At 41.4% G+C, this 24,391-nt stretch carries 21 protein-coding genes and 1 pseudogene; 13 read left to right on the top strand and 9 right to left on the bottom strand.

The window, feature by feature from the left end:
• Window positions 1–7 precede the first annotated feature (7 nt).
• Complete coding sequence (locus tag E0H77_RS07765) at window positions 8–1,057, bottom strand: SDR family oxidoreductase (RefSeq protein WP_131376576.1); 1,050 nt, start codon at window positions 1,055–1,057, stop codon at window positions 8–10.
• 73 nt (window positions 1,058–1,130) lie between these two features.
• Between E0H77_RS07765 and E0H77_RS07760 the strand changes: the two genes are divergently transcribed.
• On the top strand, window positions 1,131–1,508 hold the full coding sequence (locus E0H77_RS07760) for a MerR family transcriptional regulator (protein WP_228258306.1): 378 nt from the start codon (window positions 1,131–1,133) through the stop codon (window positions 1,506–1,508).
• Window positions 1,509–1,556: 48 nt separating this feature from the next.
• Here E0H77_RS07760 and E0H77_RS07755 read toward each other — a convergent pair whose 3' ends face one another.
• The 3 genes from E0H77_RS07755 to trxA form a co-directional block, all read right to left on the bottom strand.
• A complete protein-coding gene (locus E0H77_RS07755; protein ID WP_131376573.1) occupies window positions 1,557–1,793 on the bottom strand; it encodes a hypothetical protein in 237 nt (78 codons plus the stop codon).
• Window positions 1,794–2,199: 406 nt separating this feature from the next.
• A complete protein-coding gene (rho, locus tag E0H77_RS07750; protein WP_004753649.1) occupies window positions 2,200–3,462 on the bottom strand; it encodes a transcription termination factor Rho in 1,263 nt (420 codons plus the stop codon).
• Between the two features lie 300 nt (window positions 3,463–3,762).
• Complete coding sequence (gene trxA, locus E0H77_RS07745) at window positions 3,763–4,086, bottom strand: thioredoxin (RefSeq protein ID WP_004903471.1); 324 nt, start codon at window positions 4,084–4,086, stop codon at window positions 3,763–3,765.
• Window positions 4,087–4,362: 276 nt separating this feature from the next.
• Here trxA and ppx point away from each other — a divergent pair, with 276 nt between their 5' ends.
• Genes ppx through E0H77_RS07720 form a run of 5 tightly spaced genes read left to right on the top strand, consistent with a single transcriptional unit; the run spans window position 4,363 to window position 9,477 of the window.
• Entirely contained in the window at window positions 4,363–5,883 is a 1,521-nt protein-coding gene (gene ppx / locus E0H77_RS07740; protein ID WP_131314601.1) for an exopolyphosphatase, read from the top strand.
• Window positions 5,884–5,918: 35 nt separating this feature from the next.
• The gene (locus E0H77_RS07735) at window positions 5,919–6,743 is read left to right on the top strand and encodes an acetyl-CoA carboxylase carboxyltransferase subunit alpha (protein ID WP_131314600.1); all 825 of its coding nucleotides are present in this window, start codon (window positions 5,919–5,921) and stop codon (window positions 6,741–6,743) included.
• Window positions 6,680–8,032, top strand: coding sequence for a tRNA lysidine(34) synthetase TilS (tilS, locus tag E0H77_RS07730; protein WP_131376570.1), 1,353 nt, complete (start codon window positions 6,680–6,682; stop codon window positions 8,030–8,032). The genes E0H77_RS07735 and tilS overlap by 64 nt, the downstream gene beginning before the upstream one ends.
• Window positions 8,033–8,049: 17 nt before the next feature.
• Complete coding sequence (gene proC / locus E0H77_RS07725; RefSeq protein ID WP_171478327.1) at window positions 8,050–8,886, top strand: pyrroline-5-carboxylate reductase; 837 nt, start codon at window positions 8,050–8,052, stop codon at window positions 8,884–8,886.
• Window positions 8,887–8,910: 24 nt separating this feature from the next.
• Window positions 8,911–9,477 carry a YggT family protein gene (locus E0H77_RS07720; protein ID WP_131376564.1) on the top strand — a complete coding sequence of 189 codons (567 nt, stop codon included), beginning with the start codon at window positions 8,911–8,913 and terminating at the stop codon, window positions 9,475–9,477.
• Between the two features lie 57 nt (window positions 9,478–9,534).
• Here E0H77_RS07720 and E0H77_RS07715 read toward each other — a convergent pair whose 3' ends face one another.
• Together E0H77_RS07715 and trhA are read right to left on the bottom strand one after the other, a co-directional pair.
• Window positions 9,535–10,851 carry an MFS transporter gene (locus tag E0H77_RS07715; RefSeq protein WP_131376561.1) on the bottom strand — a complete coding sequence of 439 codons (1,317 nt, stop codon included), beginning with the start codon at window positions 10,849–10,851 and terminating at the stop codon, window positions 9,535–9,537.
• Window positions 10,852–10,980: 129 nt separating this feature from the next.
• Window positions 10,981–11,619 carry a PAQR family membrane homeostasis protein TrhA gene (gene trhA, locus E0H77_RS07710; protein ID WP_131376558.1) on the bottom strand — a complete coding sequence of 213 codons (639 nt, stop codon included), beginning with the start codon at window positions 11,617–11,619 and terminating at the stop codon, window positions 10,981–10,983.
• A 106-nt stretch (window positions 11,620–11,725) separates the two neighbouring features.
• Between trhA and E0H77_RS07705 the strand changes: the two genes are divergently transcribed.
• The gene (locus tag E0H77_RS07705) at window positions 11,726–12,940 is read left to right on the top strand and encodes a class I SAM-dependent methyltransferase (RefSeq protein WP_131376555.1); all 1,215 of its coding nucleotides are present in this window, start codon (window positions 11,726–11,728) and stop codon (window positions 12,938–12,940) included.
• On the opposite strand, the gene E0H77_RS07700 is transcribed toward E0H77_RS07705, so the two are convergent.
• Entirely contained in the window at window positions 12,937–13,797 is an 861-nt protein-coding gene (locus E0H77_RS07700) for a patatin-like phospholipase family protein (RefSeq protein ID WP_131376552.1), read from the bottom strand. The genes E0H77_RS07705 and E0H77_RS07700 overlap by 4 nt on opposite strands.
• Window positions 13,798–13,933: 136 nt before the next feature.
• Window positions 13,934–14,950: an AraC family transcriptional regulator gene (locus tag E0H77_RS07695; RefSeq protein ID WP_413773083.1), complete on the bottom strand. Its 1,017-nt coding sequence runs from the start codon at window positions 14,948–14,950 to the stop codon at window positions 13,934–13,936.
• Window positions 14,951–15,435: 485 nt separating this feature from the next.
• Here E0H77_RS07695 and E0H77_RS07690 point away from each other — a divergent pair, with 485 nt between their 5' ends.
• The 5 genes from E0H77_RS07690 to E0H77_RS07670 all read left to right on the top strand — a co-directional run bounded on the left by E0H77_RS07690 (window position 15,436) and on the right by E0H77_RS07670 (window position 23,215).
• Window positions 15,436–16,683 (top strand): carbohydrate porin, encoded by a 1,248-nt coding sequence (locus E0H77_RS07690; protein ID WP_131376549.1) that lies wholly within the window; start codon window positions 15,436–15,438, stop codon window positions 16,681–16,683.
• Between the two features lie 186 nt (window positions 16,684–16,869).
• Window positions 16,870–19,278: a glucose/quinate/shikimate family membrane-bound PQQ-dependent dehydrogenase gene (locus E0H77_RS07685; protein ID WP_131376546.1), complete on the top strand. Its 2,409-nt coding sequence runs from the start codon at window positions 16,870–16,872 to the stop codon at window positions 19,276–19,278.
• Between the two features lie 252 nt (window positions 19,279–19,530).
• Window positions 19,531–20,919: an NAD-dependent succinate-semialdehyde dehydrogenase gene (locus E0H77_RS07680; RefSeq protein WP_131376543.1), complete on the top strand. Its 1,389-nt coding sequence runs from the start codon at window positions 19,531–19,533 to the stop codon at window positions 20,917–20,919.
• A gap of 174 nt (window positions 20,920–21,093) precedes the next feature.
• Entirely contained in the window at window positions 21,094–22,737 is a 1,644-nt protein-coding gene (locus tag E0H77_RS07675; RefSeq protein WP_131376540.1) for a nitrite/sulfite reductase, read from the top strand.
• Window positions 22,730–23,215 carry a DUF934 domain-containing protein gene (locus E0H77_RS07670; RefSeq protein WP_131376537.1) on the top strand — a complete coding sequence of 162 codons (486 nt, stop codon included), beginning with the start codon at window positions 22,730–22,732 and terminating at the stop codon, window positions 23,213–23,215. Before E0H77_RS07675 ends, E0H77_RS07670 begins: the two co-directional genes overlap by 8 nt.
• Before the next feature lie 107 nt (window positions 23,216–23,322).
• On the opposite strand, the gene E0H77_RS07665 is transcribed toward E0H77_RS07670, so the two are convergent.
• Window positions 23,323–23,841: a GspH/FimT family pseudopilin gene (locus tag E0H77_RS07665; RefSeq protein ID WP_131376534.1), complete on the bottom strand. Its 519-nt coding sequence runs from the start codon at window positions 23,839–23,841 to the stop codon at window positions 23,323–23,325.
• A 311-nt stretch (window positions 23,842–24,152) separates the two neighbouring features.
• Between E0H77_RS07665 and E0H77_RS07660 the strand changes: the two are divergent.
• Window positions 24,153–24,391: pseudogene (locus tag E0H77_RS07660) on the top strand (OmpA family protein); the annotation flags it as partial.

The raw sequence follows: 24,391 nt of genomic DNA, 5'->3' as shown, positions 1-24,391 counted from the left end.
TTATTTTTTATAAATAATGCTGCTTAACCCAAGCAACACTTTGAATCAGCTGTTCTTCTAATGATTCTTGAGATGCATGACATACCGTATATGATTTATTTAGTGGTTCAGTGCATAAAAACTCGAGCATTTCCCGAGAGAGATTGAGGCGCTGTGCAAGTGGTTGCCATCTGAGTAGTGTTGCCAGTATTGGAAGAGGAACACAAAAGTGAGGAGGCTGGATTTTGAGCTGCTTCGCAATCAATCTGACAGCATAATGAAAAGATAAACTTTGTGGATGTACAAGCAGAATTTCCTGTTGATAACTTGATGTATCCTTTAAGCACTGAGTAATACCTTGAGCTACATAATCAACACTCACCCACGGTAAGGTGTGCTGAGCTGAGCCAGGGAGAGCGAGCATTTGACCTTGAGCAATCTGCTTTACAATTTGTGTAAACACCTGATGCTCTGGAATTTCACCTGTGTTTTCAGTACCAATTAAAGTAGCAGGGTGAATCACTGTCCAGTCCAGTTTAAGCTGTTGAACAAGTGCTAAGCTACGAAAATGTGCTTCAATTTTTGAAGCTTCATAGCCCCCTAGTTTGCTGTAAAGCTGTTGCCAGTTACTTTGCAGTGGTTGTGTTAGATCAATACCATATTGCTGCAAATATGCTTTTAACGTCAGCATATAGCCTGAAATCAATATCACTCTCTGTAGTTTTGTTCGTTCTTTTAAAAATTGAATGAGGGATAAACTGCCATCAACATTGGTGGTTTGGGCCTGTACTTTACTTAGATTCCATGCAAATAAAACACCTGTGTGGATCAATGTATCTACTTGAGCTAAACGCTGCCAATCTGAAGTGGATATAGCTAAATCACTTTGCGCTAAATCCCCTTGAATACATTCTAAATGTTCAGTGTGACAACCTTTTTCCTCTAGCCATTTACATAAGCTAGGCATTTGCTGTTCTGGGTTGCGAAGTAAGGCAACCACATCTTGTTTTTGCTGTAATAATTCTAAAAGTACGAAACGTCCTAAGAAGCCAGTTGCACCTGTGACTAAAATCGCCATTATTTTTCCTGTAGGGTTGTGTTGCGATTTAGCTTAAACTGTGGAGCATACTCTATAGTCAAGTAAAATAAAGATGCTAATTCATGAACTGGTAAAGCAAACGGGGTTGACTCGAGATACCTTAAGATTTTATGAAAAAATTGGACTCATCAAGGCACAGCGAGCTGAAAATGGTTATCGGCATTATAGTGAGCAGATAGTGTTGCGATTGGAGTTGATTAAGCTTGCCAAGTCTTTGGGGTTTCAGTTGAGTGAAATCGCAGAGTTAGTGCAGTTGTTGGATGAACAGCAACAATTGTCTGCTGAGCACTTACAGGGCTGTTTAGAAGGAAAGTTGGTGGAAATTGAAGAAAAGTTACAGCAACTGCAGGCATTGAAAGGTTTGCTACAAGGAGTGCTAAGTCAACAGATTTGTCCAATCCATGATGATTGTACAAAAATTAAGGCATAAAAAAAGAGAGTCGTTAGACTCTCTCTTTTTTCACTAAATTCGGATGAATTAGTGAGCAGCTGGAGCAGAAGCTGGAGCAGAAGCTGGAGCAGCATCAGATGCAGCAGCAGTAGCTTCAGAAGCAGCAGTAGTAGCTTCAGATGCAGCAGTAGTCGCTTCAGAAGCAGCGGCAGCAGCAGAAGCTGGAGCAGAAGCTGGAGCAGCTTCTTGAGTTTTCTTAGCACAACCAACGAAAGCTAAAGTTGTAACAACAGCAGCTGCGATAGCAATTTTCTTGAATAACATGGCATCACTCTCATAAATTAGAGACAAAAAAAACCTAAGCAAACTTGTTTGTGCTTTAATTATCCCTATACGTTCGATAGGTAACAACGCATGGAGCAAGTTTGCTGGCATGACAATATGCTATCACTGCCTATATTGAATTACTACTACTGAATGAAAAAAAAACGCAAAAAAATGGGTTTTTTAGGGGGTGTTTTAACAGAAAATAACAATAAAAAATCAAATTACATTTGGATAAATGATGGACTAACTATTGAAAAAAGCACAAACTTTTCTTTGAGGCGAAATGAATGAAAAAATGAGTAAAAATAAATTTTAACAAATAAGTAAAAAGATTGTGAAGATATGTAATGATTGTCAACTTCAAGCCACTAAAAGCGTTAGTGGCTTGAAAATAACAGACTAATTATTGTTTACGTTTCATTTGTTCAAAGAAATCGTCATTGGTTTTGGTTTCTTTCATGCGATCTAGTAAAAACTCCATCGCTGTCAACTCATCCATTGGATGAAGTAGTTTACGTAGAATCCAGACTTTGCGCAGATTATCTTCACTCATGAGGCGTTCTTCGCGACGAGTACCTGATTTTTTCAGGTTCATGGCAGGGAAGACACGTTTTTCAGCAATACGGCGGTCAAGTGTAATTTCTTGGTTACCCGTACCTTTGAACTCTTCGTAAATCACATCATCCATTTTACTGCCTGTTTCAATCAATGCAGTTGAGATGATGGTCAATGATCCACCTTCTTCAATGTTACGTGCTGCACCAAAGAAGCGTTTTGGACGTTCAAGCGCATGAGCATCTACACCACCAGTTAAAACTTTACCTGAAGATGGAATAACCGTGTTGTAGGCACGTGCTAAACGAGTAATCGAATCAAGTAAGATGACGACATCTTTTTTGTGTTCAACTAAGCGTTTGGCTTTTTCGATGACCATTTCGGCAACTTGTACATGGCGCGCTGGTGATTCATCAAAAGTTGATGCCACAACTTCACCGCGAACTGTGCGTTCCATTTCGGTGACTTCTTCTGGACGTTCGTCAATGAGTAGAACGATCAAGAAAACTTCTGGGTTATTGCGCACAATCGACTGAGCGATATTTTGCAACAACATGGTTTTACCCGCTTTTGGTGGAGCAACAATAATTGAACGTTGTCCTTTACCAATTGGCGCGATTAAGTCGACGACACGGGCGGTTAAATCTTCAGTTGAACCGTTTCCGAGTTCCATGATCAGTTGTTCTGTCGGGAAAAGTGGAGTCAAGTTTTCAAACAGAATTTTGTTGCGTGAATTTTCAGGTGTATCGTAGTTAATTTGGTTAACTTTTAATAATGCAAAATAGCGCTCGCCTTCTTTTGGAGGGCGAATGGTTCCTGCAATAGTGTCACCTGTGCGCAGGTTAAAACGTCGAATTTGAGACGGGCTAACATAAATATCATCAGGTCCAGCAAGGTAAGAACCCGCTGCTGTACGTAAGAAACCGAAACCATCAGACAAAATTTCTAAAACACCATCGCCAAAGATTTCTTCACCGTTCATGGCATGACGTTTTAAAATCGCGAAAATAATATCTTGTTTACGGTTACGCGCCATCCCCTCAAGGCCCATAAACTCAGCAATTTTAATGAGTTCGCCAATCGGTTTTTTCTTGAGTTCAGTTAAATTCATAGGTGGTCAGTGTGTGTCGATGTAAGAACATCTAGAGTAACGATTTGGAAGTAAATGCAAGAGTCAGCCGCATGCAATGAAAGTTGCACAATAAACGCAGAATCTGTTTAGTTCATTGTTTGAATATCAAAATAAACAATTGCAGTGCCGAGCGGCGATCTTTTGTTGTGTTGCAAGAAAGGACTTGCTTAAGGCTTTGCCTTCCTTGAGCAATAAGAATATAAGTGACATCTGGGGAATTGTCAATTTACACCAAACAAAATACGCAAAAAATGGCGTATTTTGTCGGATTTTTTAGATTTAGATATTTTCGTCGATAAATGCAACAAGGCGTGAACGAGGCACTGCACCGACTTGTTGAGCAACAACTTCACCATTTTTGAACAACAATAATGCAGGAATATTACGAATATTGTAATTCACTGCAGTTGCTTCACAGCTAGTGACGTCAACTTTAACAACTTTCACTTTACCTTCGTACTCGCGAGATAAATCTTCTAGAACAGGAGCAATCGCTTTACAAGGACCACACCAACCAGCCCAAAAATCTACAAGCACAGGTGTTTCAGAATCCAGAACGTCAGCTTTGAAATCTGCGTCTGTGGTATTAACTAGGTTAGACATATAAATGCTCCAATATGATCAGTCGTCAATAACAGTCTTTATTTATATTGATATATAAGTATTACACAGCTATTTTCAACATCATAGTCTGATGAATAGTTGCATTCTCAGGCGCTACTGGTTTTTTGTCTAATGGATCATCACGATTGATTTAATCGACAGTAGCAATAATCATGAAAATCTAGTGAAAAACTGGCAGTTCAGCCCGTAAACTGCTTTTCAATTTGCAGTGAGTGAATTACTCTAAGCAGCAATTAAGTTGATTTGTTATGCACAATGTCTGATTTTCTGATTGATGAAGAATTGCTCGCTGCAATTGATATGGGGTCAAACAGCTTTCACTTGGCGATTGCCCGTGTAGATCACGGAGAAGTTAAGAAAGTTGTTTCAATGTCGGAAAAGGTACAGCTTGCTGCTGGATTGGATGAAAATAAAAATTTAACCGAGGCGGCCCAACAGCGTGGTTTAGCTTGTTTGGCACGTTTTGTCGGACGTTTAAGTTCAGTACAAGCGAATCGTTTGCGTATTGTAGCGACCAATGCTTTACGCCAAGCTAAAAATGGGCATGAATTTATTCAGCAAGCTGCTGAAATTTTACCAAAACCAATTGAAATTATTGCCGGGCGCGAAGAAGCACGCCTGATTTATTTAGGTGTCTCGCATACCATGGCAAATGGTGGGCGTCGCTTGGTCATTGATATTGGCGGGGGATCAACCGAGTTTATTATCGGCGAACAATTCGAGCCTTTATATACCGAATCTTTGCAAATGGGTTGTGTGGCTTTTACCAAAAAATATTTTGAAGATGGTGAAATTAATTATAAAAACTTTAATAAAGCATTTGTTGCAGCCTGTAAGGAACTTTCCGCGATTGCCAATTATTATAAAGCAGAAGGTTGGGATACGGTTGTAGGTTCAAGCGGAACAATTAAAGCGTGCCGCCAGATTATGATCAACATGGGCTGGAGTGATGAACAAGAAAGTGTCACACGTGAAGGCTTAGAAAAACTTAAAGATAAATTGCTTAAATATAAGCATGTTTCAGAAATGGAATTTGATGGTTTAAAAGAAGATCGTCGAGCAGTTTTGCCAGCTGGGGTTGCCATTTTATATGCAGCATTTGAAGTTTTAGACATCGACCGCCTGATGTACTCCGACGGTGCATTGCGTGAAGGTGTGATGTATGACCTGCTGGGTCGCTTTAAGCATGAAGACATCCGAGATCGTAGCGTACAGGCACTGATTGGTCGTTATAGTGCTGATCCGAAACAAGCGGAACGTGTCGTAAAAACTGCTCAATTCTTATTTGATTCGGTTGCAAGTAAACTAAAATTAACCAATGAAGACAGTGACTTAATACGTCGTGCAGCTTATTTGCATGAAATTGGTTTAGCGATTAGTCATGGTGGATATCATCGTCATGGTGCATATTTGTTGCAGCATTCGGACATTCCTGGCTTCTCGCAAATTGATCAAAATCATCTATCACATTTGGTTGCGCATCACCGCCGTAAATTGCGTAGTGAAAGCAAAATGGATGTTTTAAAGGTTGGGGGACAGTCATTAGTTTATCTTTGCTTGCTGCTCAGACTGGCTGTTTTACTCAATCACAGTCGTAGTGATCAGATGCTTCCTGCCATTGAATTAGAGGTCTTGGATGCGCAACAATGGCAATTAACTGTTTCTGGCGATGCGAAACAATGGCCATTACTGGTTGCAGATTTGCACGATGAGCAAGAGCAATTTAAGCATTGGGACATTGATTTGATCATTCAGTCGGAAAAATTTATTGATTAACTCGATTCGGTTAATTTAAGGATAATATTCGACCTATGAAAAATAAATCTGCTCAATCTAAAGCATGGAAAACTGTACAAATCGCACGTCATCCTGACCGCCCGCAGTTTTTAGACTATGCAAGTGAATTATTTGATGAGTTTGATACCTTGCACGGTGACCGCGTTTTCGGTGACGATGGTGCAATGATTGGTGGTTTAGCGCGTTTTAATGGTCAGCCTGTTATGGTGGTTGGTCAGCATCGTGGTCGTACCACTCGCGAGCGTTTAAAACACAATTTTGGTATGTGTAACCCAGAAGGCTATCGTAAATCACAGCGTTTACTTGACCTCGCTGAGCGTTTTAACTTGCCTGTATTTACCTTTATCGACACCATGGGTGCTTATCCTGGTGTTGGTGCAGAAGAACGTGGTCAAGCAGAAGCGATTGCAACGAGCCTTGCCCAGCTTTCTCGCCTAAAAGTGCCAGTGATTGCGACTGTGCTTGGTGAAGGTGGTTCAGGTGGTGCTTTGGGAATTGGTGTTGCTGACCGTGTGATTATGTTGTCACATAGTATTTATTCAGTGATTTCACCTGAAGGGTGTGCATCTATTTTGTGGAAAACTGCCGAGAAAGCTGAACAAGCTAGTGAAGCGTTGGCATTGACTGCTGACAAATTGCAAAAAATTGGCATTGTGGAACACATTGTTGATGAAGGTGAAGGTGCGCATTTAAATCCTGACCAAGTCATGGAAAACTTACGTGAAGTGCTCACTCAGGCCTTGGCAGAATTACAACCGATGGATGCTGAAGCACGATGCGAAGCACGTTATCAACGTTTAATGAAATTTGGAAGCAGCAACTTAGGTCTAGCATCTTAAGTGATGCTGACCAGTATTTTTCTCAGCAGAGCTTTCTAATTGGATGTAGCGGCGGCATGGATTCCATGCTGTTGCTATATTTGATGCACTCACTTTTTCCTCAGCGTGTCCGCGCCATTTATATTGATCATCAATTACAAGCACCGAGTAAAACTTGGGGTGTAATGGTCGAAGATTTCTGTCATAAGTTTCATATTCCTTGTCTTGTTCAGGCTGTCGAAGTTGCTTCTGGTAACCTTGAACAGCAAGCACGTCATGCCCGTTATGCTGCCTTTTTGCAGCATAAGCAGACGGATGAAGTATTGGTTCTGGCACATCATCAGCAAGATCAGGCAGAAACAGTGCTTTTGCGGTTATTGTCAGGAGCGGGTGTGGGCGGTCTAGCAGCCATGTGTGCTGTGGATGTGCGTGAAGATTTTACTATTTGGCGGCCTTTACTGGATATTTCCCGTGAACAGATTGTACAGTGGGTCAGCCAGCTACAACTTCCTTATATTGATGATCCCACCAATGCCGATCCGCATTACGATCGGGCATGGTGTCGTACTCAATTATGGGGTATGTTGCAACAGCGTTTTCCGAAAATGCAATCGGCTTTGGCTCGTAATGCGCAGCTCATGCAGGACGCAGATGATATTTTACAAGAGGTTGTACGGCAAGACTGGCAGCAATGTGGAGATCATACACATTTAAAGCTGGATGCTTTGCAACAATTGACGCCTGCACGGCAACGACAATTGCTGTCCGTATGGATGAAAGGTGAACTGACTTATCGCCCGAGTTTAGATGCTGTGCTGCGTTTACAGCAAGAAGTGATTCAGTCGAGAGCCGATGCGCAAGCCTGTCTGTTTATAAAGCCATATTACTATGTGCGGTTTCAAACGATGGTGTACCGTTTAAAGGCACAGCAGTATTTATGTAAACAGACAGATGTGATTCCAGCACAGCAACCAATTCGCTGGACAAAGCAACAGCCCATTACACTGCTCTCAGGTGAGTATGGCTGTGCTGAGTTGGAGTATGGTTTATCGCCTGAATTATTAGATAATCCGCTTATGCTGTATCCCCGTGTAGGAGGGGAAAAGGTTCATTTGTATGGCCGAGTGGGTGCATGGCCACTGAAAAAAGCCTTGCAGGATGCACAAATTTTTCCTTGGTTACGTCATCGGGTGCAAATTTTAGCAAAAGATGATGTTATTCTAGGAGTCTTTACCCCTCAAGGGTTTTGGCTTGCACAGTCTTGCTACTGTCAGTATGGCGGGTGGCAACCGAAACTTATTCATGAGTAATAAAAACATTGTCGAGTATGAGCATGAACAGCGCTTTAAATTGCAATATCAGTTTTATCGGTGGCGGAAATATGGCTCAAGCCTTAATTGGCGGGTTAATTTCACGTGGTCTTTCTGAAAATCAGATCCAAGTTGCAGATCCAGTTGAGCAAATTCGTTCAATTTTGCAAGAAAAAAATATTGCAGTATTTACTGATAATGCTAAAGCAATTGAAAATGCAGATGTGGTCGTACTGGCAGTGAAACCACAGGTTTTAGTCGATGTTTTAAAACCATTGCAGGGTTTGTTTGAAGGTAAGTTAATTATTTCTATTGTTGCAGGCGTAACGATTGAGATCATTGCAGCTTTGACTGGAACGCAGCGTATTGTGCGAGTCATGCCAAATACTCCGGCACTGGTACAAACAGGTGCGCATGGCATGTATGCTGATGCTTCGGTGAGTCAAGAAGATCGTAATTTGACAGGTAAAATTTTAGCAGCAACAGGACTAGGGCTTTGGGTAAATACTGAAGCACAAATTGATGCTGTGACCGCAGTATCTGGCTCAGGGCCTGCATATTTTTTCTATTTGATGGAAAGTATGATTCGCGCTGGCAAGAATATGGGGCTAGATGAAAAAGTCGCTGCTGCGTTGACTTTGCAAACTGCTTTGGGTGCTGCACAAATGGCGATTAGCAGTGATAAGACACCTGCTGAACTGCGTAAAAATGTGACATCACCAAATGGTACAACCCAAGCTGCTCTTGAAGTGTTTGATCGTGCACAGGTTTCACAAAGTATACAGACAGCATTGGCTGCTGCTCAAAAACGTAGTCAGGAATTGGCTCAAGAATTAAGTGACAGTATCAAATAAATTGAAAGGTAGGAAAAGTAGCCGATGGGAATGACTTCGACGCTATTTGGTATTTTGATGAATGTCGCAATTTTGCTGGTGTTCTTAAGATTCTTAATGCAATTAGCGATGGTAAATCCATATAACCCTGTAGTTTTATCTACCATTAAAGCCACTAAAATTGTAGATATTTTTAGCTCGATTTTTCCGACATTGGCAAAAGGGCGGGTCAATCTCGCTGCTTTGGTTTTGTTGGTGGTAATTTATTTGTTAAAAATTATGGGTGTAGCATATTTGTCGGGTGTTATGCCGCATGGCGCAGTTCATCTGATTATTTTAACTTTTGTGACAATGATTCAGGACTTAATTACGTTTTGTCGTTATCTGATTTTTGCCACGATTATACTGGGGTGGGTGGTATTATTTACTCAGTCAAACTCTCCGTATATTGAAGTTGTGCAAGAATTGGCAGAACCTTTGCTTGCGCCATTTCGCCGTATTTTGCCCAATATGGGTATGATTGACTTATCCCCAATTCTAGCATTTTTAGCATTGTATATCGCTGAAGCACTTATGGGTGAAGTCGCAAGAGTATTGCTTGTCGGGCTATAAGCAAAATAGACAATAAAAAACCAGCATTATTTGCTGGTTTTTTTATTTTGAAACGTATCAAACTTGATCGTTGACATTGAGATCTTTGGTTTCACGAATACATAAAAATGCCAGTAGAGAGAGGATAGCCGCCGCAGATAAGTAATAGCCTACAGTGGCTAAACCATAATTTTTTGCTAGTTCGGTGGCAATGAGCGGAGCAAAAGAAGCACCTAAAATACCAGCCAAATTAAAGGTGAGGGCTGAGCCTGTATACCGTACTGAAATTGGAAATTGTTCAGACAACACTGTCCCAATTGGGCCGTAGGTCAGCCCCATAATACTTAAGCCAATACATAAGAATATAAACACAGCAAACAGACTGCCAGAAGCAAGAAGTGGCGCAAAGAAAATCCCAAACACCGCGGCGATTGCACAAACCAAAATAGACGTGGTTTTACGTCCAAATTTTTCAGCAAGTACCGCAGACAGAGGAATTGTTCCTGCAAAACATAGAGTCGCAACCAACTGGATTTCAAGGAACTGATTACGAGTATAACCTAGTTCGGTAGTTCCCCATTGCAGCGCAAAAACTGTAGTGAGATAAAACACCACAAAGGTACAGATTGCAGCAATTGTACCTAAGCAAAGTGACTTGAAATGTTTGGTGAAAACATCTTTTACAGGAATGTTGACTTCTTTTTGCTTGTCCAATACCTTCTGGAAAGCAGGCGTTTCTTGTAGTTTGAGTCGAATATATAAACCCACAATCACGAGAACAGCACTAGAAATAAAGGGAATACGCCAGCCCCATTGCATGAATTCCGCATTCGACATGCAGGCGCTGAGTAGTAAAAATGAACCAGTTGCTAAAATGAACCCGACAGGTGCGCCAAGTTGAGGGAACATGCCATACCAGGCACGTTTGCCTTCAGGCGCATTTTCAGTCGCAAGTAAAACCGCACCGCTCCATTCACCACCTAACCCTAAGCCTTGTCCTAAACGGCACAGTGCCAGTAACAATGGTGCAACTACGCCAATTTGTGTATAAGTGGGTAATAACCCAATGCTGATGGTGGATATGCCCATGGTGAGTAAGGCTGCAACCAGTGTGGCTTTACGCCCGATACGATCACCCAAATGCCCAAATAATGCTGCACCAATCGGGCGAGCAATAAAGGCAATTGCAAAGGTTGCTAGAGACTGAATGCGGGCAACGCTTTCATCGCCACTCGGGAAGAAAAGGTGCGGAAAAATAATCACCGCGGCGGTTGCGTAAATATAGAAATCAAAGAACTCAATGGTTGTACCCACTAAACTCGCTAACAATACATGCGCTTTTGAGTTTATGGGTACAGCCTGCACTTCTGCTGTTGTAGATGTCGATGATGCCATAATTCAACCTTTACTTAAAAAAACAGGGATGGTTAACAGCGTAATCTTTTTAAAAAAATACCTAATTTTTTAAAAAATACGAAATTCACCACACTTTTAAGCAGGGTTACTACAACTAAAAGATGGGTGTTAAGAAAAAGCGTATAGATAGACTGCCAAGAAATGTGATCCTGCGCCAATCAGTACAAAAATATGCCAAATTGCATGGGTATATCTTACCTTTTTTAGGGCATAAAACAATGCACCGACCGTATACGCCAATCCACCAGTAATGAGCAGCATTAAGCAGCCATGTGGTAAATAATGCTGCATATCATCCATCATCAACACGGCAAACCAACCCATGAGTAAATATGCGATCAATGACAGTTTATTGAAACGGTGCGCCAGACAAAGCTTGAACACTGTACCGATGGCCGCAATTCCCCATAAGGCAATCAGTAAATAGTGTGCTTTGGCAGTTGGAATACTTAAATATAAAAAAGGTGTGTATGTCCCTGCGATGAGATAATAAATCGCGGTATGATCCAGTTTTTTGTACCAGTGACGTTTAGCTTCGGTTTTTGCCCAGTGGTACAGCGTTGAACATGTCAACATTAAAATCAGACTGAATGCATAAATCCATAAACTGAACCATTTATCCATACTGAGAAAAGCGCTTTTATACAGTAATAATACACTGGCGATGAGAGCAATCACTGCACCAATTCCATGAGTTAAGACATTGAAATGCTCTTCTGAGGAGTCGTAATTGGTGACATTTGACATTATTTTAATAATAACCTGATTAAAAATACACTTGTATATTAATTCAGTTTTGCATTTAAGGTAAGAACAATTAGAATGGATTTGTAAATTTCTTTAGGTTGTGATTATGTCCACACTGACTCAGCGTTCTGAACAGGAACAACAATGGCTTACCCAGTTGCAGGCGGCTTTAACCGATCATCATTTTCAGCGTTTAGTATTGAGTCAGTACCAAGGTGAGATTGCGGAGCTTGAGAAGGTTAGTTTTCGCATCATCGAAATTCAACAGCAGCCTAAACTCTGTGCGGTTTATCAATATAAAACCCAAGACGTTACTAAAAATTATGATTTTACCGAGGCTTATAATTGCATCTCCGAATTGCTTGCCGACTGTAAGCAAGCCAACCTGTTTGTTGAGGGTGAAGAATTACAGCTCAAACGTACCAAGAAAAAGGTAATCCTGACGCGTAGCCAAAAGCAAAATACTATAATGACCCAGCAAGCGCATAATCGTGAGAAACAACGTTATATTTTGCAGGAACAGGCTTATCTGCAAGATTTGGGGATTACTGATCATAAAGCCCAACTTGTGCCAAGTATGGCAAGAAAGTGGAAGCAAATTAATAAGTTTATTGAAATTTTTTCCAATGCGATTGAGCAGATTACCCCAGAAGATCGGGCATTGCATGTGGTGGATTTTGGTTCGGGGAAAGGTTATCTGACCTTTGCCATGTATGATTATTTGCAGCAGCAAGGTTTACAACCCAAAATTACAGGCGTGGAACTGCGCGATAACTTGGTCGAGTTTTGTCAAAAAGTTGCAGATAAAAATCAATTTAGCCAACTGGAATTTTTTCAGGGTGATGTCCGCAGTTATCAACCTGAGCATTTAGATGTGATGATTGCATTGCATGCTTGTGATATTGCCACGGATTTTGCCATTCACTGCGGCATTCGTCTGAACGCTTCGGTGATCATGTGTGCGCCGTGCTGCCATAAAGAGTTGCGCCCGCAACTGAAAAGCCCTGAAGTGCTGAAACCAATGTTGCATTATGGTATTCATCAGGCACAGCAGGCGGAAATGCTCACCGATACCATTCGGGCATTATTGCTTGAAGCCTATGGTTATGAAACAAAGGTATTTGAGTTTGTGTCTTTAGAACATACCAGTAAAAATAAAATGATTTTGGCTGTGCGACGTCAACAGGTTACTGAACCTGATAGCAAAATCATGGCGCAGATTGAAGCTTTGAAGCAAATGTATGGGATTGGGCAGCATAGCTTGCAAAGATTACTTGAAAATGAATCGGTCGATCAGGATCGGGCAGGTTGTCGCTGCTAACTTTGCAGCAGCAGTTGCCAGTCCTGCATTGCGCGATAACCTGCTTCAATACCAACCTGATAACTATAACGCAGACGTTTCGGGTCTTGGCACAGACGATTTGCCATGTATTTGTGTTCGGGCGGGTTAATCTCCAGAATTTTTAGCGGTTGTGGTTTGCGTAAAAATTCGACGGACTGATTGTAACGTGTGCCCCGTTGTTTCAGGCTTTGGGCAAAACCATGATGCCGCACGAAACGAGAAAGTAAAGCATCCGTTTTTTGACCTTGTTTAGCATAGTGTCGAGGTCGGGTGCGGATCACCATCAAGGCATTGATTTGGGGGGGTTGTGCTGCCCACTGCACAGGTAGGGCATCGGCAACACCACCATCAAAAAATGGCTGTTGTTGTACCCAAATGGGTTGTCGTGTAATAAATGGAATGGAACTCGAAGCCCTTAAACTTTCCAGTACTGTCTCGGGTTGGGCGCGCTGATAATGTGCCTGACCTGTGTGAGCATGTGTCAGTACAATATAAAATTCAGGATGATTTTTAAATAATGTGGCAAGGTCTAAAGGGTTTTCCTGTTCCAGTACATCCCACATCCATTTGACATCCATCAGGTCACCACCTTTTAAAAAGCGTTTGAACTGAATAAATTCGGGGCGTAAGGTCTGATCCAAAAAAATGTCTAGATTACGTCCTTTTTGTTGGGCAAGATAACTTGCTAAAGTGGTCGAGCCTGATGAAACGCCGACATATAAGTGAAAAGGGTTAAATTGTTCAGTCAGAAAGGCATCCATTACACCTGTGCTGAAGGCTGCTCGCATTCCGCCACCTTCGATGACTAAGGCGCTCGATTGAATAGCATGATTCATATCGTTTTGATCTGTTTGGTCAAAACGATATTATGCAATAGATTGGATTTTGATGGTTTTATGTCGTGTGATACGCAGAGTCATTTTGCGAGAGCTAAAAAAATCTCAGGCATTTAACCTGAGATAAATCAAAATTTTATAATGAACCGTGTAATTGACGGTATAGACCTGGGGTTACGCCAGTCCATTTTTTGAAAGCGCGGTGGAATGTACTGGTTTCACTGAAACCGACTTGTTGTGCGACATCTTCCAAGGTTAGATTGGGTTGTAACAGTAAATGAATCGCGGCATCGCGTCGTAAAGCATCTTTAACACCCTGATAGCTTTTGCCCTCAGAAGCCAAGCGGCGGCGTAAGGTTTGCGGAGAAAGGTAAAGCATTGAAGCCACATCATTCAGTGTTGGCATTTCTTCGCCAATATGACTTTTCAGCACATCACGAATACGGGAAGTCAACGAGTTAATATTTTTAAATTTCACTAAAAGCTGTGCAGGTGCAACTTTTAAGAATTCTTCCAACGTTTCTTCATTTTGACGAATCGGTAAATCGAGATAATCTGCAGCAAAAGTAATTTCAGTCCGAGGAGCATCAAACTGCATCAGTGGTGCAAAGAATAACGCATCATATTCATCCGCTTGTTCTGGGCGCGGGTATTCGAAATTCACCCGTTCCAACGAAATGCGACGGTCAATTAGCCAAGATGCCAAACCATGCCAAATCATCAGCATGCTTTCAGTCATGAAGTGGTCTGGGTCGAGCTCTCTTGGAATTAGCGGGACTAGACGTGCTTCGTGTTTATCGCGCTCAATCGCAATAAACCAGTCATCACGAAATAAACGATAAAACTGTTCTGATAATTCAAGCGCTTGGCCTAAGGTTTTGGCATGAATGATAAGTTGGCACATCATGGCAAATGTACCTAAACGACGTGGTTCTGTAGAAAAACCTGCGTGTTCGTCTTGGGTCACCATCCACAGCATTTGAATAAAACGCGTGTATTGTTCAGGTGAAACACGAGCTTTAGGTTGTTTGAGTAATTCAGCTTCGATGCCGACATGTGAAAGGAGAGTTTCGACATCCATGCCCAGTCTTTTCACACCAGTCAAAGCTGCATTCACGAAATGGATACTAATCGTGTCGCGGCTGACATTGATTCCTTCAATCGCTTTGATATTCACAAATAATTGACCTAAATGAAGATAAAAAATTATTAAGGCAATTTGCATTGTCTGTAAAGGGAAATTTATTTTAATTGCTGCAAATTGGCGCTGAAATGGCGGAACATGACATTGTTTTTACCCAAAGTTGTAAATTGCCCGAATTATAGGTGAAGATTTGACTCAGGGTTTAAATGTTGAAAACCTAATCAAAAGAAATGGTATTTTTTTTGAAAATGGTTTTTTACTAAATTGGCATTTAATTTTTATTGATTATTTTTTAAAAAAATTAAAAAAGTACTTAGTTAAAAAATAAACATTTGATTTTTATTGTTCTTTAAAAATAATTAGTTTTTTTAGGCATTTAAAAATAAAATATTGTTTTGTCATTATTGCAATGCTGGAGCAGTAACAAAACCTGTAACATTTTTTACAAAAATAATAGTATGCTACTTGTTTCGATCAACAACATAGAGTTTTCAATGTTGCGTAGATTTGCTTTTATCTCTCAAGTATCCATGTGTTCTGTCATGGTCTCCCTTGCTGCTCAGTCACATGCGGCTGATGCATTTAGCACCGAAAGCCCATATATGTTGGGTGATTGGAATGGGCAACGGGCAGCCTTAAAGGAACAAGGATACGACTTCTCTCTTGGTTATACAGGAGAGTTGGCTAATGTGCTTGATTCAAAAAATACATCAAGCCATGGCACAGAATATTCAGGTCAGGTGAGCTTGGGTGCTCATCTAGATTTGAACAAGATCTTGGGTTGGCAAGATACAGAAGCTCAAATGACTGTGACTGAACGTCATGGGCGTAATTTGAGCAATACCTCGGATGCTTTGAATGGACAACTCAGTTCAGTTCAGGAAGTTTGGGGGCGTGGACAAACTTGGCGTTTAACCGATTTTTGGATCAAACGAAAATTCCTTGATCAAAAACTCGATGTCAAAGTTGGACGTTTTGGTGAAGCTGAGGAATTTAACAGTTTTAACTGTGATTTTCAGAACCTTGCACTCTGTGGCTCGCAAATGGGCAACTGGGCAGGTGACCAGTGGTATAACTGGCCAGTTAGCCAGTGGGCTGTCCGTGTGAAATATCAATTGCAACCTAACCTGTTTGCACAAGTAGGGGCATTTGAAGTAAACCCTGAAAACCTTGAACGGGGTAAAGGCTTTAACCTCAGTACGGATGGTTCAAAAGGGGCTTTAATTCCTGTAGAGCTTGTGTGGCAGCCAAAACTGACTGCTGCGCAGTTACCGGGTGAATACCGTTTGGGCTATTTCTATAGCACAGCAGATGCCAGCAAATTGAATGCACAAGCACAAGACATTGCCAACACTTCAGCACATAAACAAGGTGGTTGGGTATCCGTCAAACAACAGTTAACCACGCATCAGGGTGATGTAAACCGTGGTTTGACTGCTTGGGCGAACTTTACTTTCTTTGATGATGCAACCAATGCTGTCACCAACATGCAAAACTTGGCGATCAGTTATAATGGTTTATTTGATGCTCGTCCGCAAGATGAAATTGCAGTGGGTGTTGGACGTATTCATAAGAGTGCGCAGGGTTATAACAGTGAATATGATGCCGAATTGTACTATGGCATTCATGCAACCAACTGGCTAACTGTGCGACCAAACATCCAATATGTTCGCCATGTGGGTGCTCTGAAAGACGGTAACAATGCTTGGGTCGGTGGTATCAAATTCGTCACAGCCTTCTAATCTGACAGAACGTTCAAATCCTTATTGCACTGCATGTGCCTAGTTTTGTGCAAAATATAAACAAAATTAGGCTTTTCTCTCACAACGCAGTGTGTTCTTGTTAAATGAAAATCATTATTTCATATCAAGTAAAAGCTTAGGGCTTTTGCTTTTGTATTGATTTAACCAAAATATCGAGGTGTGTTTATGACTCAACCCTCACAACGCTCAGGTTTTCAAACTTTGATGGCAATTGCGATTGCGCTGATCGGTTTGATTTTACTGGCTGGCGGTGCGTATGCCGCGTTCTTAGGTGCTTCTTTTTATTATGTGATTGCGGGAACTTTGTTACTCATTTCGGCAATTTTACTGTTACGTAATTCTGCGGTTTCGTTACTGGTGTATGCAGTGCTTATGCTTGCCACCATTATTTGGGGGCTTTGGGAAGTCGGTTCGGACTTCTGGGCATTGGTTCCTCGTTATGACATCTTGGGTGTAATCGGGATTTTACTGTTGTTACCTGTGGCAACGCGTGGTATTCAACAACCTGTAAAACCGAGTCGTATTGCCTTGGGTTCGACCCTTGTGATTGCCATTTTAGTGATGGTGTATTCGATCTTTAATGACCCACAAGAAATCAACGGTACGATTACCAACCAACAGCCTGCAAAAGCACAGGCAGTCTCAGGCGTTGCTGAAAGTGACTGGCCTGCGTATGGTCGTACTCAAGGTGGTGTGCGTTATTCTCCACTGACTCAAATCAATGATAAAACGGTCAAAGATTTAAAAGTAGCATGGACATTCCGTACTGGTGATTTGAAAACGGGCAATGACTCGGGTGAAACCACCAATCAGGTGACGCCAATCAAGATTGGCGACAACATGTACATGTGTACTACGCACCAGTTCCTGATTGCACTTGATCCAGCAACAGGCAAGCAAAAATGGCGCTTCGATCCGAAACTGCAAACGAATCCAAGTTTCCAGCATTTGACTTGTCGTGGCGTGTCTTATTTTGATGCCAACAATACTCAAGGCTTTGCAGCGAGTTTGCAGCATAAAACTTCAAGTTCAGCGCAATGCCCACGTAAAGTCTTCTTACCCGTCAACGATGGTCGTTTGATTGCGATCAATGCTGACAATGGTCAACGCTGTACTGACTTTGGCAACAATGGCGAAGTAAATCTGCAAGCCAATATGCCATATGCTTATGCAGGTGGCTATAACCCAACTTCGCCACCAGTCGTGACAGGTACAACCGTGATTATTGCGGGTTCTGTAACGGACAACTACTCCAACAAAGAGCCTTCTGGTGTGATTCGTGGTTACGATGTCAACACAGGTAAATTGTTGTGGGCATTCGATACTGGCGCGCAAGATCCAAATGCTTTACCAGGTCAGAACACAAACTTTGTCAACAACTCACCAAATGCGTGGGCACCACTGGCATATGATGCCAAACTAGATATTGTCTATATTCCAACAGGTGTAGGTACACCTGATATTTGGGGTGGTGACCGTAATGAGTTGAAAGAGCGTTATGCCAACTCCATGTTGGCAGTGAACGCAACCACCGGTAAACTGATCTGGCATTTCCAAACCACACACCATGATTTGTGGGATATGGACGTACCTTCTCAGCCATCACTTGCCGATGTCAAAACCAAAGATGGTCAAACGGTTCCTGCAATTTATGTCTTGACCAAAACAGGTAATGTATTTGTTTTGGATCGCCGTACAGGTCAGGCAATTGTACCGATTCATGAGCGTGCTGTACCGCAAAAGGTTGAGCATGGCCCACAAACAGCAGGTGAGCGTTATTCTGCAACCCAACCATTCTCTGATCTGGATCTAGCGCCACAAGGCAAATTGACCGATAAAGACATGTGGGGTGCGACCATGTTTGACCAGTTGATGTGTCGTATTGAGTTCAAGAAACTGAACTACAATGGTATTTATACGCCACCATCTGTCAACGGTACGCTGGTATTCCCAGGTAACTTGGGTGTGTTTGAATGGGGCGGCATGTCCGTCAACCAAGACCGTCAGGTTGCAGTCATGAACCCGATTGGATTGCCATTTATCAGCCGTCTGATTCCTGAAAATCCAAACCGTAAAGAAACTGCCAAAGGTGCAGGCACTGAGCAAGGCATCCAGCCAATGTACGGAGTGCCGTATGGTGTTGAAATTAAACCATTCCTGTCACCAGTGGGTTTGCCATGTAAACAGCCTTCATGGGGTTATGTTGCGGGTGTGGATTTAAATACCCATCAAGTGGTTTGGAAAAAACGGATTGGTACGGTTCGTGACAGCTTGCCGAAATTGTTCCAGTTACCAGCACTCAAAATTGGCGTGCCTGGTTTAGGTGGCTCGATTTCAACTGCAGGCAATGTCATGTTTGTTGCTGCAACCCAAGACAACTATATTCGTGCTTACAATGTCAGCAACGGGGATAAACTTTGGGAAGCGCGTTTGCCAGCGGGTGGACAGGCAACGCCAATGACTTATGAAATCAATGGTAAACAATATCTTGTGATTATGGCGGGTGGTCATGGTTCATTTGGTACCAAGATGGGTGATTACCTAGTTGCTTATGCATTACCAGATGCCAAATAACCTATAGGCTTTGATCAAAATGCTCACTTCGGTGGGCATTTTTTATATCTATAGCACTATTTTTTAGAAAAGTAGGGGAAAAGTAGGCGAAGTATTTGGGCTAAATTTGTTAAAAAATAGATGAGCTTTTAGTAATTATATTTTTATATTTATCAAAGTTTTATTTAAATTTGATCTTGGTGATCAGATCAAGAGCACTAATTTTACTCCTTTGGAGTATTAGTGCTGGGTCATAACAGAAGGACGTAACAAATGGCTTATGCTACAGTCAATCCATATACGGGTGAAACCTTAAAAACTTTTGCAACTGCAAGCAAGGAAGAAGTGCTTGAAGCAATTGGTCAAGCGTATAACACCTTTCTTACTTGGAAAGAAACCAGTTTTGAACAACGTGCTGCAATCTTAAATAAAGCAGCCAGTATTTTGCGCAATGAAACAGATAAATATGCAAAATATTTAACTCTGGAAATGGGTAAACTTTTTACTGAAGCAAAACTTGAAACCATTTTGTCGGCTGAAATCTTAGAATATTATGCCAAGCATGCCGAAAAGCTGTTAGCGCCAGAAAAACTCCCAACAGATGCACAAGGTGTTGAAGCCACACTTTATCATGAACCGCAAGGTGTATTGTTAGCTGTTGAACCTTGGAATTTCCCGTTCTATCAAATCGCACGTATCATTGCACCACAACTATCGGCTGGTAACACTATCCTGTTAAAACATGCGTCAAATGTTCCGCAAAGTGCCAATATCTTTGAAGAACTCATGCTTGAAGCAGGCTTGCCACAAGGTGCATTTAAAAACTTATATCTTGCACATGAACATACTGCTGTGATTCTCAATGACTGCCGTGTGTGTGGTGTGGCATTGACAGGTTCTGAAGCAGCAGGCGCGATTGTGGCTGCGGAAGCAGGTAAGGCGCTGAAAAAATCAACTTTAGAGTTGGGCGGTGCGGATGCTTTTGTGGTACTTGAAGATGCTGACCTGCAAAAAACTGTGGACTGGGCAGTAATGGGTCGTCACTGGAATGCAGGTCAGGTCTGTGTTTCGTCTAAACGCCTGATTGTGGTTGATGCAATTTATGACCAATTCTTGGCATTGTACAAAGAAGGTGTGGCAAAACTCAAAGCAGGCGATCCGATGGACCCTGAAACCACGCTTGCGCCATTGTCTTCGCAAAAAGCCGCTGACGATTTGAAAAAACAGGTCGAAAAAGCGATTGAAGCAGGTGCTGAGGTTGAAGTGATTGGTGCGCCAGTGCCAGAGCAGGGTGCATTCTTCCAGCCACTTCTGATGACCAACTTGCATGAAAATAACGAAGCGCGCCATTGGGAATTTTTTGGCCCAGTGACTCAACTTTACCGTGCTAAAGATGAAGCCGATGCGATTCGTATCGCGAATGATACGCCATTTGGTTTGGGGGGTTCGGTATTTACCCAAGATCATGCACGTGGCGTTGAAGTTGCAAAACAAATTTATACAGGCATGGTGTTCATTAACCATCCAACCATGGTGAAAGCTGATTTGCCATTTGGTGGGGTTGCACACTCGGGTTATGGTCGTGAACTGATCGGTTTAGGTATTAAAGAGTTTGTGAATCATAAACTTGTTGGTGTAGCAGATATTGATGCACCATTCTAAACAGCACTGAAATACAAGTTTTAAAAAAAGCTGATCTCGATTGAGGTCAGTTTTTTTATTGCAGAAAACTCTTTATCAGTAAAACCGTTATTAAATATGTAAAAAAAGCATTTTGTTGATGAATTAAAGCCCTTTATGCTATGGCAGTTAAATTGAACTTACTAGCTGAACGCCATGTATTTATACACTGATTTCGATCAGCAACTGGTGAATGAACGAGTTGCACAATTCCGCGATCAAACAGAACGTTATCTCGCGGGAAAATTGACCGAAGACGAATACCGCCCATTACGTCTACAAAATGGTTTATATGTACAGCGTTATGCGCCGATGTTACGTATTGCCGTGCCGTATGGCTTAATGAATTCAAAGCAATTGCGTAAAATTGCAGATATTTCTAAAGAATATGACCGTGGTTATGCTCACGTATCGACACGTCAAAATATTCAGTTGAACTGGCCAGCGCTTGAAGATGTGCCAGATATTTTAACTGAATTGGCAACGGTACAAATGCATGCTATTCAAACTTCAGGAAACTGTATTCGTAACACAACAACTGACCAATATGCAGGTGTTGTAGCAGGGGAAATTGCTGACCCACGCCCAACCTGTGAATTGATTCGTCAGTGGAGCACATTCCACCCTGAATTTGCATTCTTGCCACGTAAGTTCAAAATTGCAGTGTCTGCACTTGAAGAAAAAGACCGTGCTGCAACTTCATTTCACGATATTGGTGTATATATCGTAAAAAATAAAGCAGGTGAAATCGGCTATAAAATTAAAGTTGGTGGTGGTTTAGGCCGTACGCCAGTGATTGGTAGTGTGATTCGTGAATTCTTGCCACGTGAAGATTTGATTGCTTATTTGGATGCGGTGTTACGCGTTTATAACTTGCATGGTCGCCGTGATAACAAATACAAAGCGCGTATCAAAATCTTGGTGAAAGCTATGACGCCTCAAGTGTTTGCCGAGAAAGTTGAAGCAGAATTTGCCCATACGCGTGAGCCACTGAAAATTCAGCCTGAGTTTTTGGCGAAAATGGATGCGGTCTTTACACCATTTGCTTATCAGGATTTGCCTGACGAAGATTTTACTGAATTGTTTGCGCAATATCCAAAATTCAAGCAATGGTTTAATGTCAACACCAATGCACATAAAGTCAAAGGCTATCGCATTGTGACGATTAGCTTAAAACGTGCAGGTATTGCACCAGGGGATATGACCACTGAAGAAATGCACTTTATTGCAGATCTTGCAGACAAATACACCTTTGGTGAGTTGCGTACTACGCATGAGCAAAATATTTCTCTAGCCGATGTACCGCAAAAAGATGTATTTGCATTATGGCAAGCACTGGAAAATGCCAACATGGCACGCGCACATATTGGTTTTATTACCGATATTATCTGCTGTCCAGGCGGTGATTTCTGCTCATTGGCAAATGCAAAATCAATTCCAATTTCTGAAGCGATTACTCGTCGTTTCGAAGACTTGGATACCGTTTATAACTTGGGTCATTTAGACTTAAATATCTCAGGTTGTATGAATGCCTGCGGTCATCACCATGTCGGTAATATTGGTATTTTAGGTGTTGATAAAAAAGGTGCAGAGTTCTACCAAATCACTTTAGGTGGTAACTCAGACCATGATGCTTCAATTGGTGACATCTTAGGGCCATCGTTTGCAGCAGATGCTGTGCCAGATGTTGTTGAAGAAATTTTGAATACTTACCTTGATTTACGTCAAGAAGGCGAAGAGTTTATCGAAACTTACCGCCGTGTGGGGATTCAACCGTTTAAGGAGCGTGCATATGCTTAATTTAGCCTTACCTGTGCTATTTAAAGATGGCACGATTCAAGACAATACTTATCAGGTTGTTGCTGAAGATGGCACAATGCCACAAGGTGATGTGGTTTTGACGACAGCTCAGCTTGAGCAATTGAGCCAAGTACAAGGCAAAAAAGCTTTGTATATTACAGTCAACGATTCGCCTGAAACACATCACTATCCATTAGAGCAGCTTGATAGCATTTTTATTGAGTTTGCAGGCTTTAACGATGGTCGTGGCTATTCATTTGCGGCATTGCTACGCCGTCAAGGTTATCAGGGTGAATTACGTGCTGTAGGTGATATCTTCAAAGACGTTTTAAACTATTTAAAACGCTCTGGTTTTGACAGCTTTGTGGTCAAAGAAGGTAAAGATGTTCAAGAAGCTGCAGCAGGTCTGAAAGACTTTACCAACCCGTACCAAATTTCAACAGCAGTTCCACAAGCGGGTTATCAAACTGGCGCTTAACTGCTGAAGTAAAAAGCTGGATTCGTTCCAGCTTTTTTTATGTCTAAATTTTTAGATGAAAAAAGTGAAGTGCTGATTATAAGAAAACAATTCGTTTGCAACTCAATCTAGCAATTCAAAGGTGTTTCATGCCGAACACTTCCCATCATATTGAGAATAATTTTACGGTGAGGTGCATCATACTGGCTACAATAATAAAAGCTGCCCATGGAGCCTCTAGGTAAGCCTGTATTTCCTTGAAAGACTAAATTAGGTGAACCTAAACTACCTTGCCAGCGAAGATTGCCATAGCGAAGCTGCATCGGATAAGTATTTAGCAATTTTTCATGAGTTTCTCTGCTGCGATTTTGATTTAAATCGAGAAAGGAGATTGATCCTGTTGCCCAAGCGTTATGGCTGCAATTTATAAAATCTTCACTGGCACAAACCACAACATTATTGTGATATAAAACGGCATGTTGTTTGGCTTGTTGCAAATGTAGACGTAATTGAATAGGAATAAGTTGGGATTCTTGTTTTGCTTTGGTATGATGATAAAAAGGCATTATCATCATGGATAGAAGAACTAAAATAATGATTGCAATCATCAGTTCTAATATGCTAAATCCGCCTTTTATCACATTCATTTGATGGCTTCCGTTGTAGTTTTTAATAGTAAAAAATATGTTTTTTATACATTTGTTTTTATTCTTTAATCTAATGTGTAAAAAATTTATGCGCCAATGTGAATTAAATTTGATAAAATTTTACCGAATTACAACGGAAATTGTAAGGAATTTTGTCAATAATTCAGTCTTAGATTTGGGCGGTTGGCTGATAATCAGTCAATGAAAGTAAAAGATTGGCTTAAATAATAATCGAGATATTTAAAATCTTGATCAGTGAATAAAAATTTTAGGCTGAGCTTAAAATAATTGTTTTTCTCTGGAGGATATCCATGAAATTAAGTCGTATTGCTGTTGCTACATTGCTTGCAGCGTCTCCACTAGTTGCAGCAAATGCTGGTGTAACAGTTACTCCATTGTTACTTGGTTACACATTCCAAGGTACCGAACATAATAACGGAAATGATCACCTTCTTGATTCAAAAGCGGGTCAAGGTGAAGCACAAGACGATTTAGCCGTTGGTGCAGCGCTTGGTGTTGAATTAACACCATGGTTAAGCTTTGAAGCTGA

It is taken from the genome of Acinetobacter brisouioides (assembly GCF_004331075.1).
Lineage (GTDB): Bacteria > Pseudomonadota > Gammaproteobacteria > Pseudomonadales > Moraxellaceae > Acinetobacter.
The sequence above is the reverse complement of the archived record's forward strand: the minus strand, read 5'-3'. Positions and strand labels throughout refer to the sequence as shown.

Bases quoted from the DNA above. Each gene is read 5' to 3' on its own strand.
- E0H77_RS07690 (WP_131376549.1), top strand. From the start codon at position 15,436: ATGTTGCGTAGATTTGCTTTTATCTCTCAAGTATCCATGTGTTCTGTC.
- E0H77_RS07685 (WP_131376546.1), top strand. From the start codon at position 16,870: ATGACTCAACCCTCACAACGCTCAGGTTTTCAAACTTTGATGGCAATT.
- E0H77_RS07680 (WP_131376543.1), top strand. From the start codon at position 19,531: ATGGCTTATGCTACAGTCAATCCATATACGGGTGAAACCTTAAAAACT.
- proC (WP_171478327.1), top strand. From the start codon at position 8,050: ATGAGCATGAACAGCGCTTTAAATTGCAATATCAGTTTTATCGGTGGC.
- E0H77_RS07700 (WP_131376552.1), bottom strand. From the start codon at position 13,797: ATGAATCATGCTATTCAATCGAGCGCCTTAGTCATCGAAGGTGGCGGA.
- E0H77_RS07715 (WP_131376561.1), bottom strand. From the start codon at position 10,851: ATGGCATCATCGACATCTACAACAGCAGAAGTGCAGGCTGTACCCATA.
- E0H77_RS07765 (WP_131376576.1), bottom strand. From the start codon at position 1,057: ATGGCGATTTTAGTCACAGGTGCAACTGGCTTCTTAGGACGTTTCGTA.
- E0H77_RS07755 (WP_131376573.1), bottom strand. From the start codon at position 1,793: ATGTTATTCAAGAAAATTGCTATCGCAGCTGCTGTTGTTACAACTTTA.
- E0H77_RS07735 (WP_131314600.1), top strand. From the start codon at position 5,919: ATGAAAAATAAATCTGCTCAATCTAAAGCATGGAAAACTGTACAAATC.
- E0H77_RS07675 (WP_131376540.1), top strand. From the start codon at position 21,094: ATGTATTTATACACTGATTTCGATCAGCAACTGGTGAATGAACGAGTT.
- E0H77_RS07720 (WP_131376564.1), top strand. From the start codon at position 8,911: ATGGGAATGACTTCGACGCTATTTGGTATTTTGATGAATGTCGCAATT.
- tilS (WP_131376570.1), top strand. From the start codon at position 6,680: ATGCGAAGCACGTTATCAACGTTTAATGAAATTTGGAAGCAGCAACTT.
- rho (WP_004753649.1), bottom strand. From the start codon at position 3,462: ATGAATTTAACTGAACTCAAGAAAAAACCGATTGGCGAACTCATTAAA.
- trhA (WP_131376558.1), bottom strand. From the start codon at position 11,619: ATGTCAAATGTCACCAATTACGACTCCTCAGAAGAGCATTTCAATGTC.
- E0H77_RS07760 (WP_228258306.1), top strand. From the start codon at position 1,131: ATGCTAATTCATGAACTGGTAAAGCAAACGGGGTTGACTCGAGATACC.
- ppx (WP_131314601.1), top strand. From the start codon at position 4,363: ATGTCTGATTTTCTGATTGATGAAGAATTGCTCGCTGCAATTGATATG.
- E0H77_RS07670 (WP_131376537.1), top strand. From the start codon at position 22,730: ATGCTTAATTTAGCCTTACCTGTGCTATTTAAAGATGGCACGATTCAA.
- trxA (WP_004903471.1), bottom strand. From the start codon at position 4,086: ATGTCTAACCTAGTTAATACCACAGACGCAGATTTCAAAGCTGACGTT.
- E0H77_RS07665 (WP_131376534.1), bottom strand. From the start codon at position 23,841: ATGAATGTGATAAAAGGCGGATTTAGCATATTAGAACTGATGATTGCA.
- E0H77_RS07705 (WP_131376555.1), top strand. From the start codon at position 11,726: ATGTCCACACTGACTCAGCGTTCTGAACAGGAACAACAATGGCTTACC.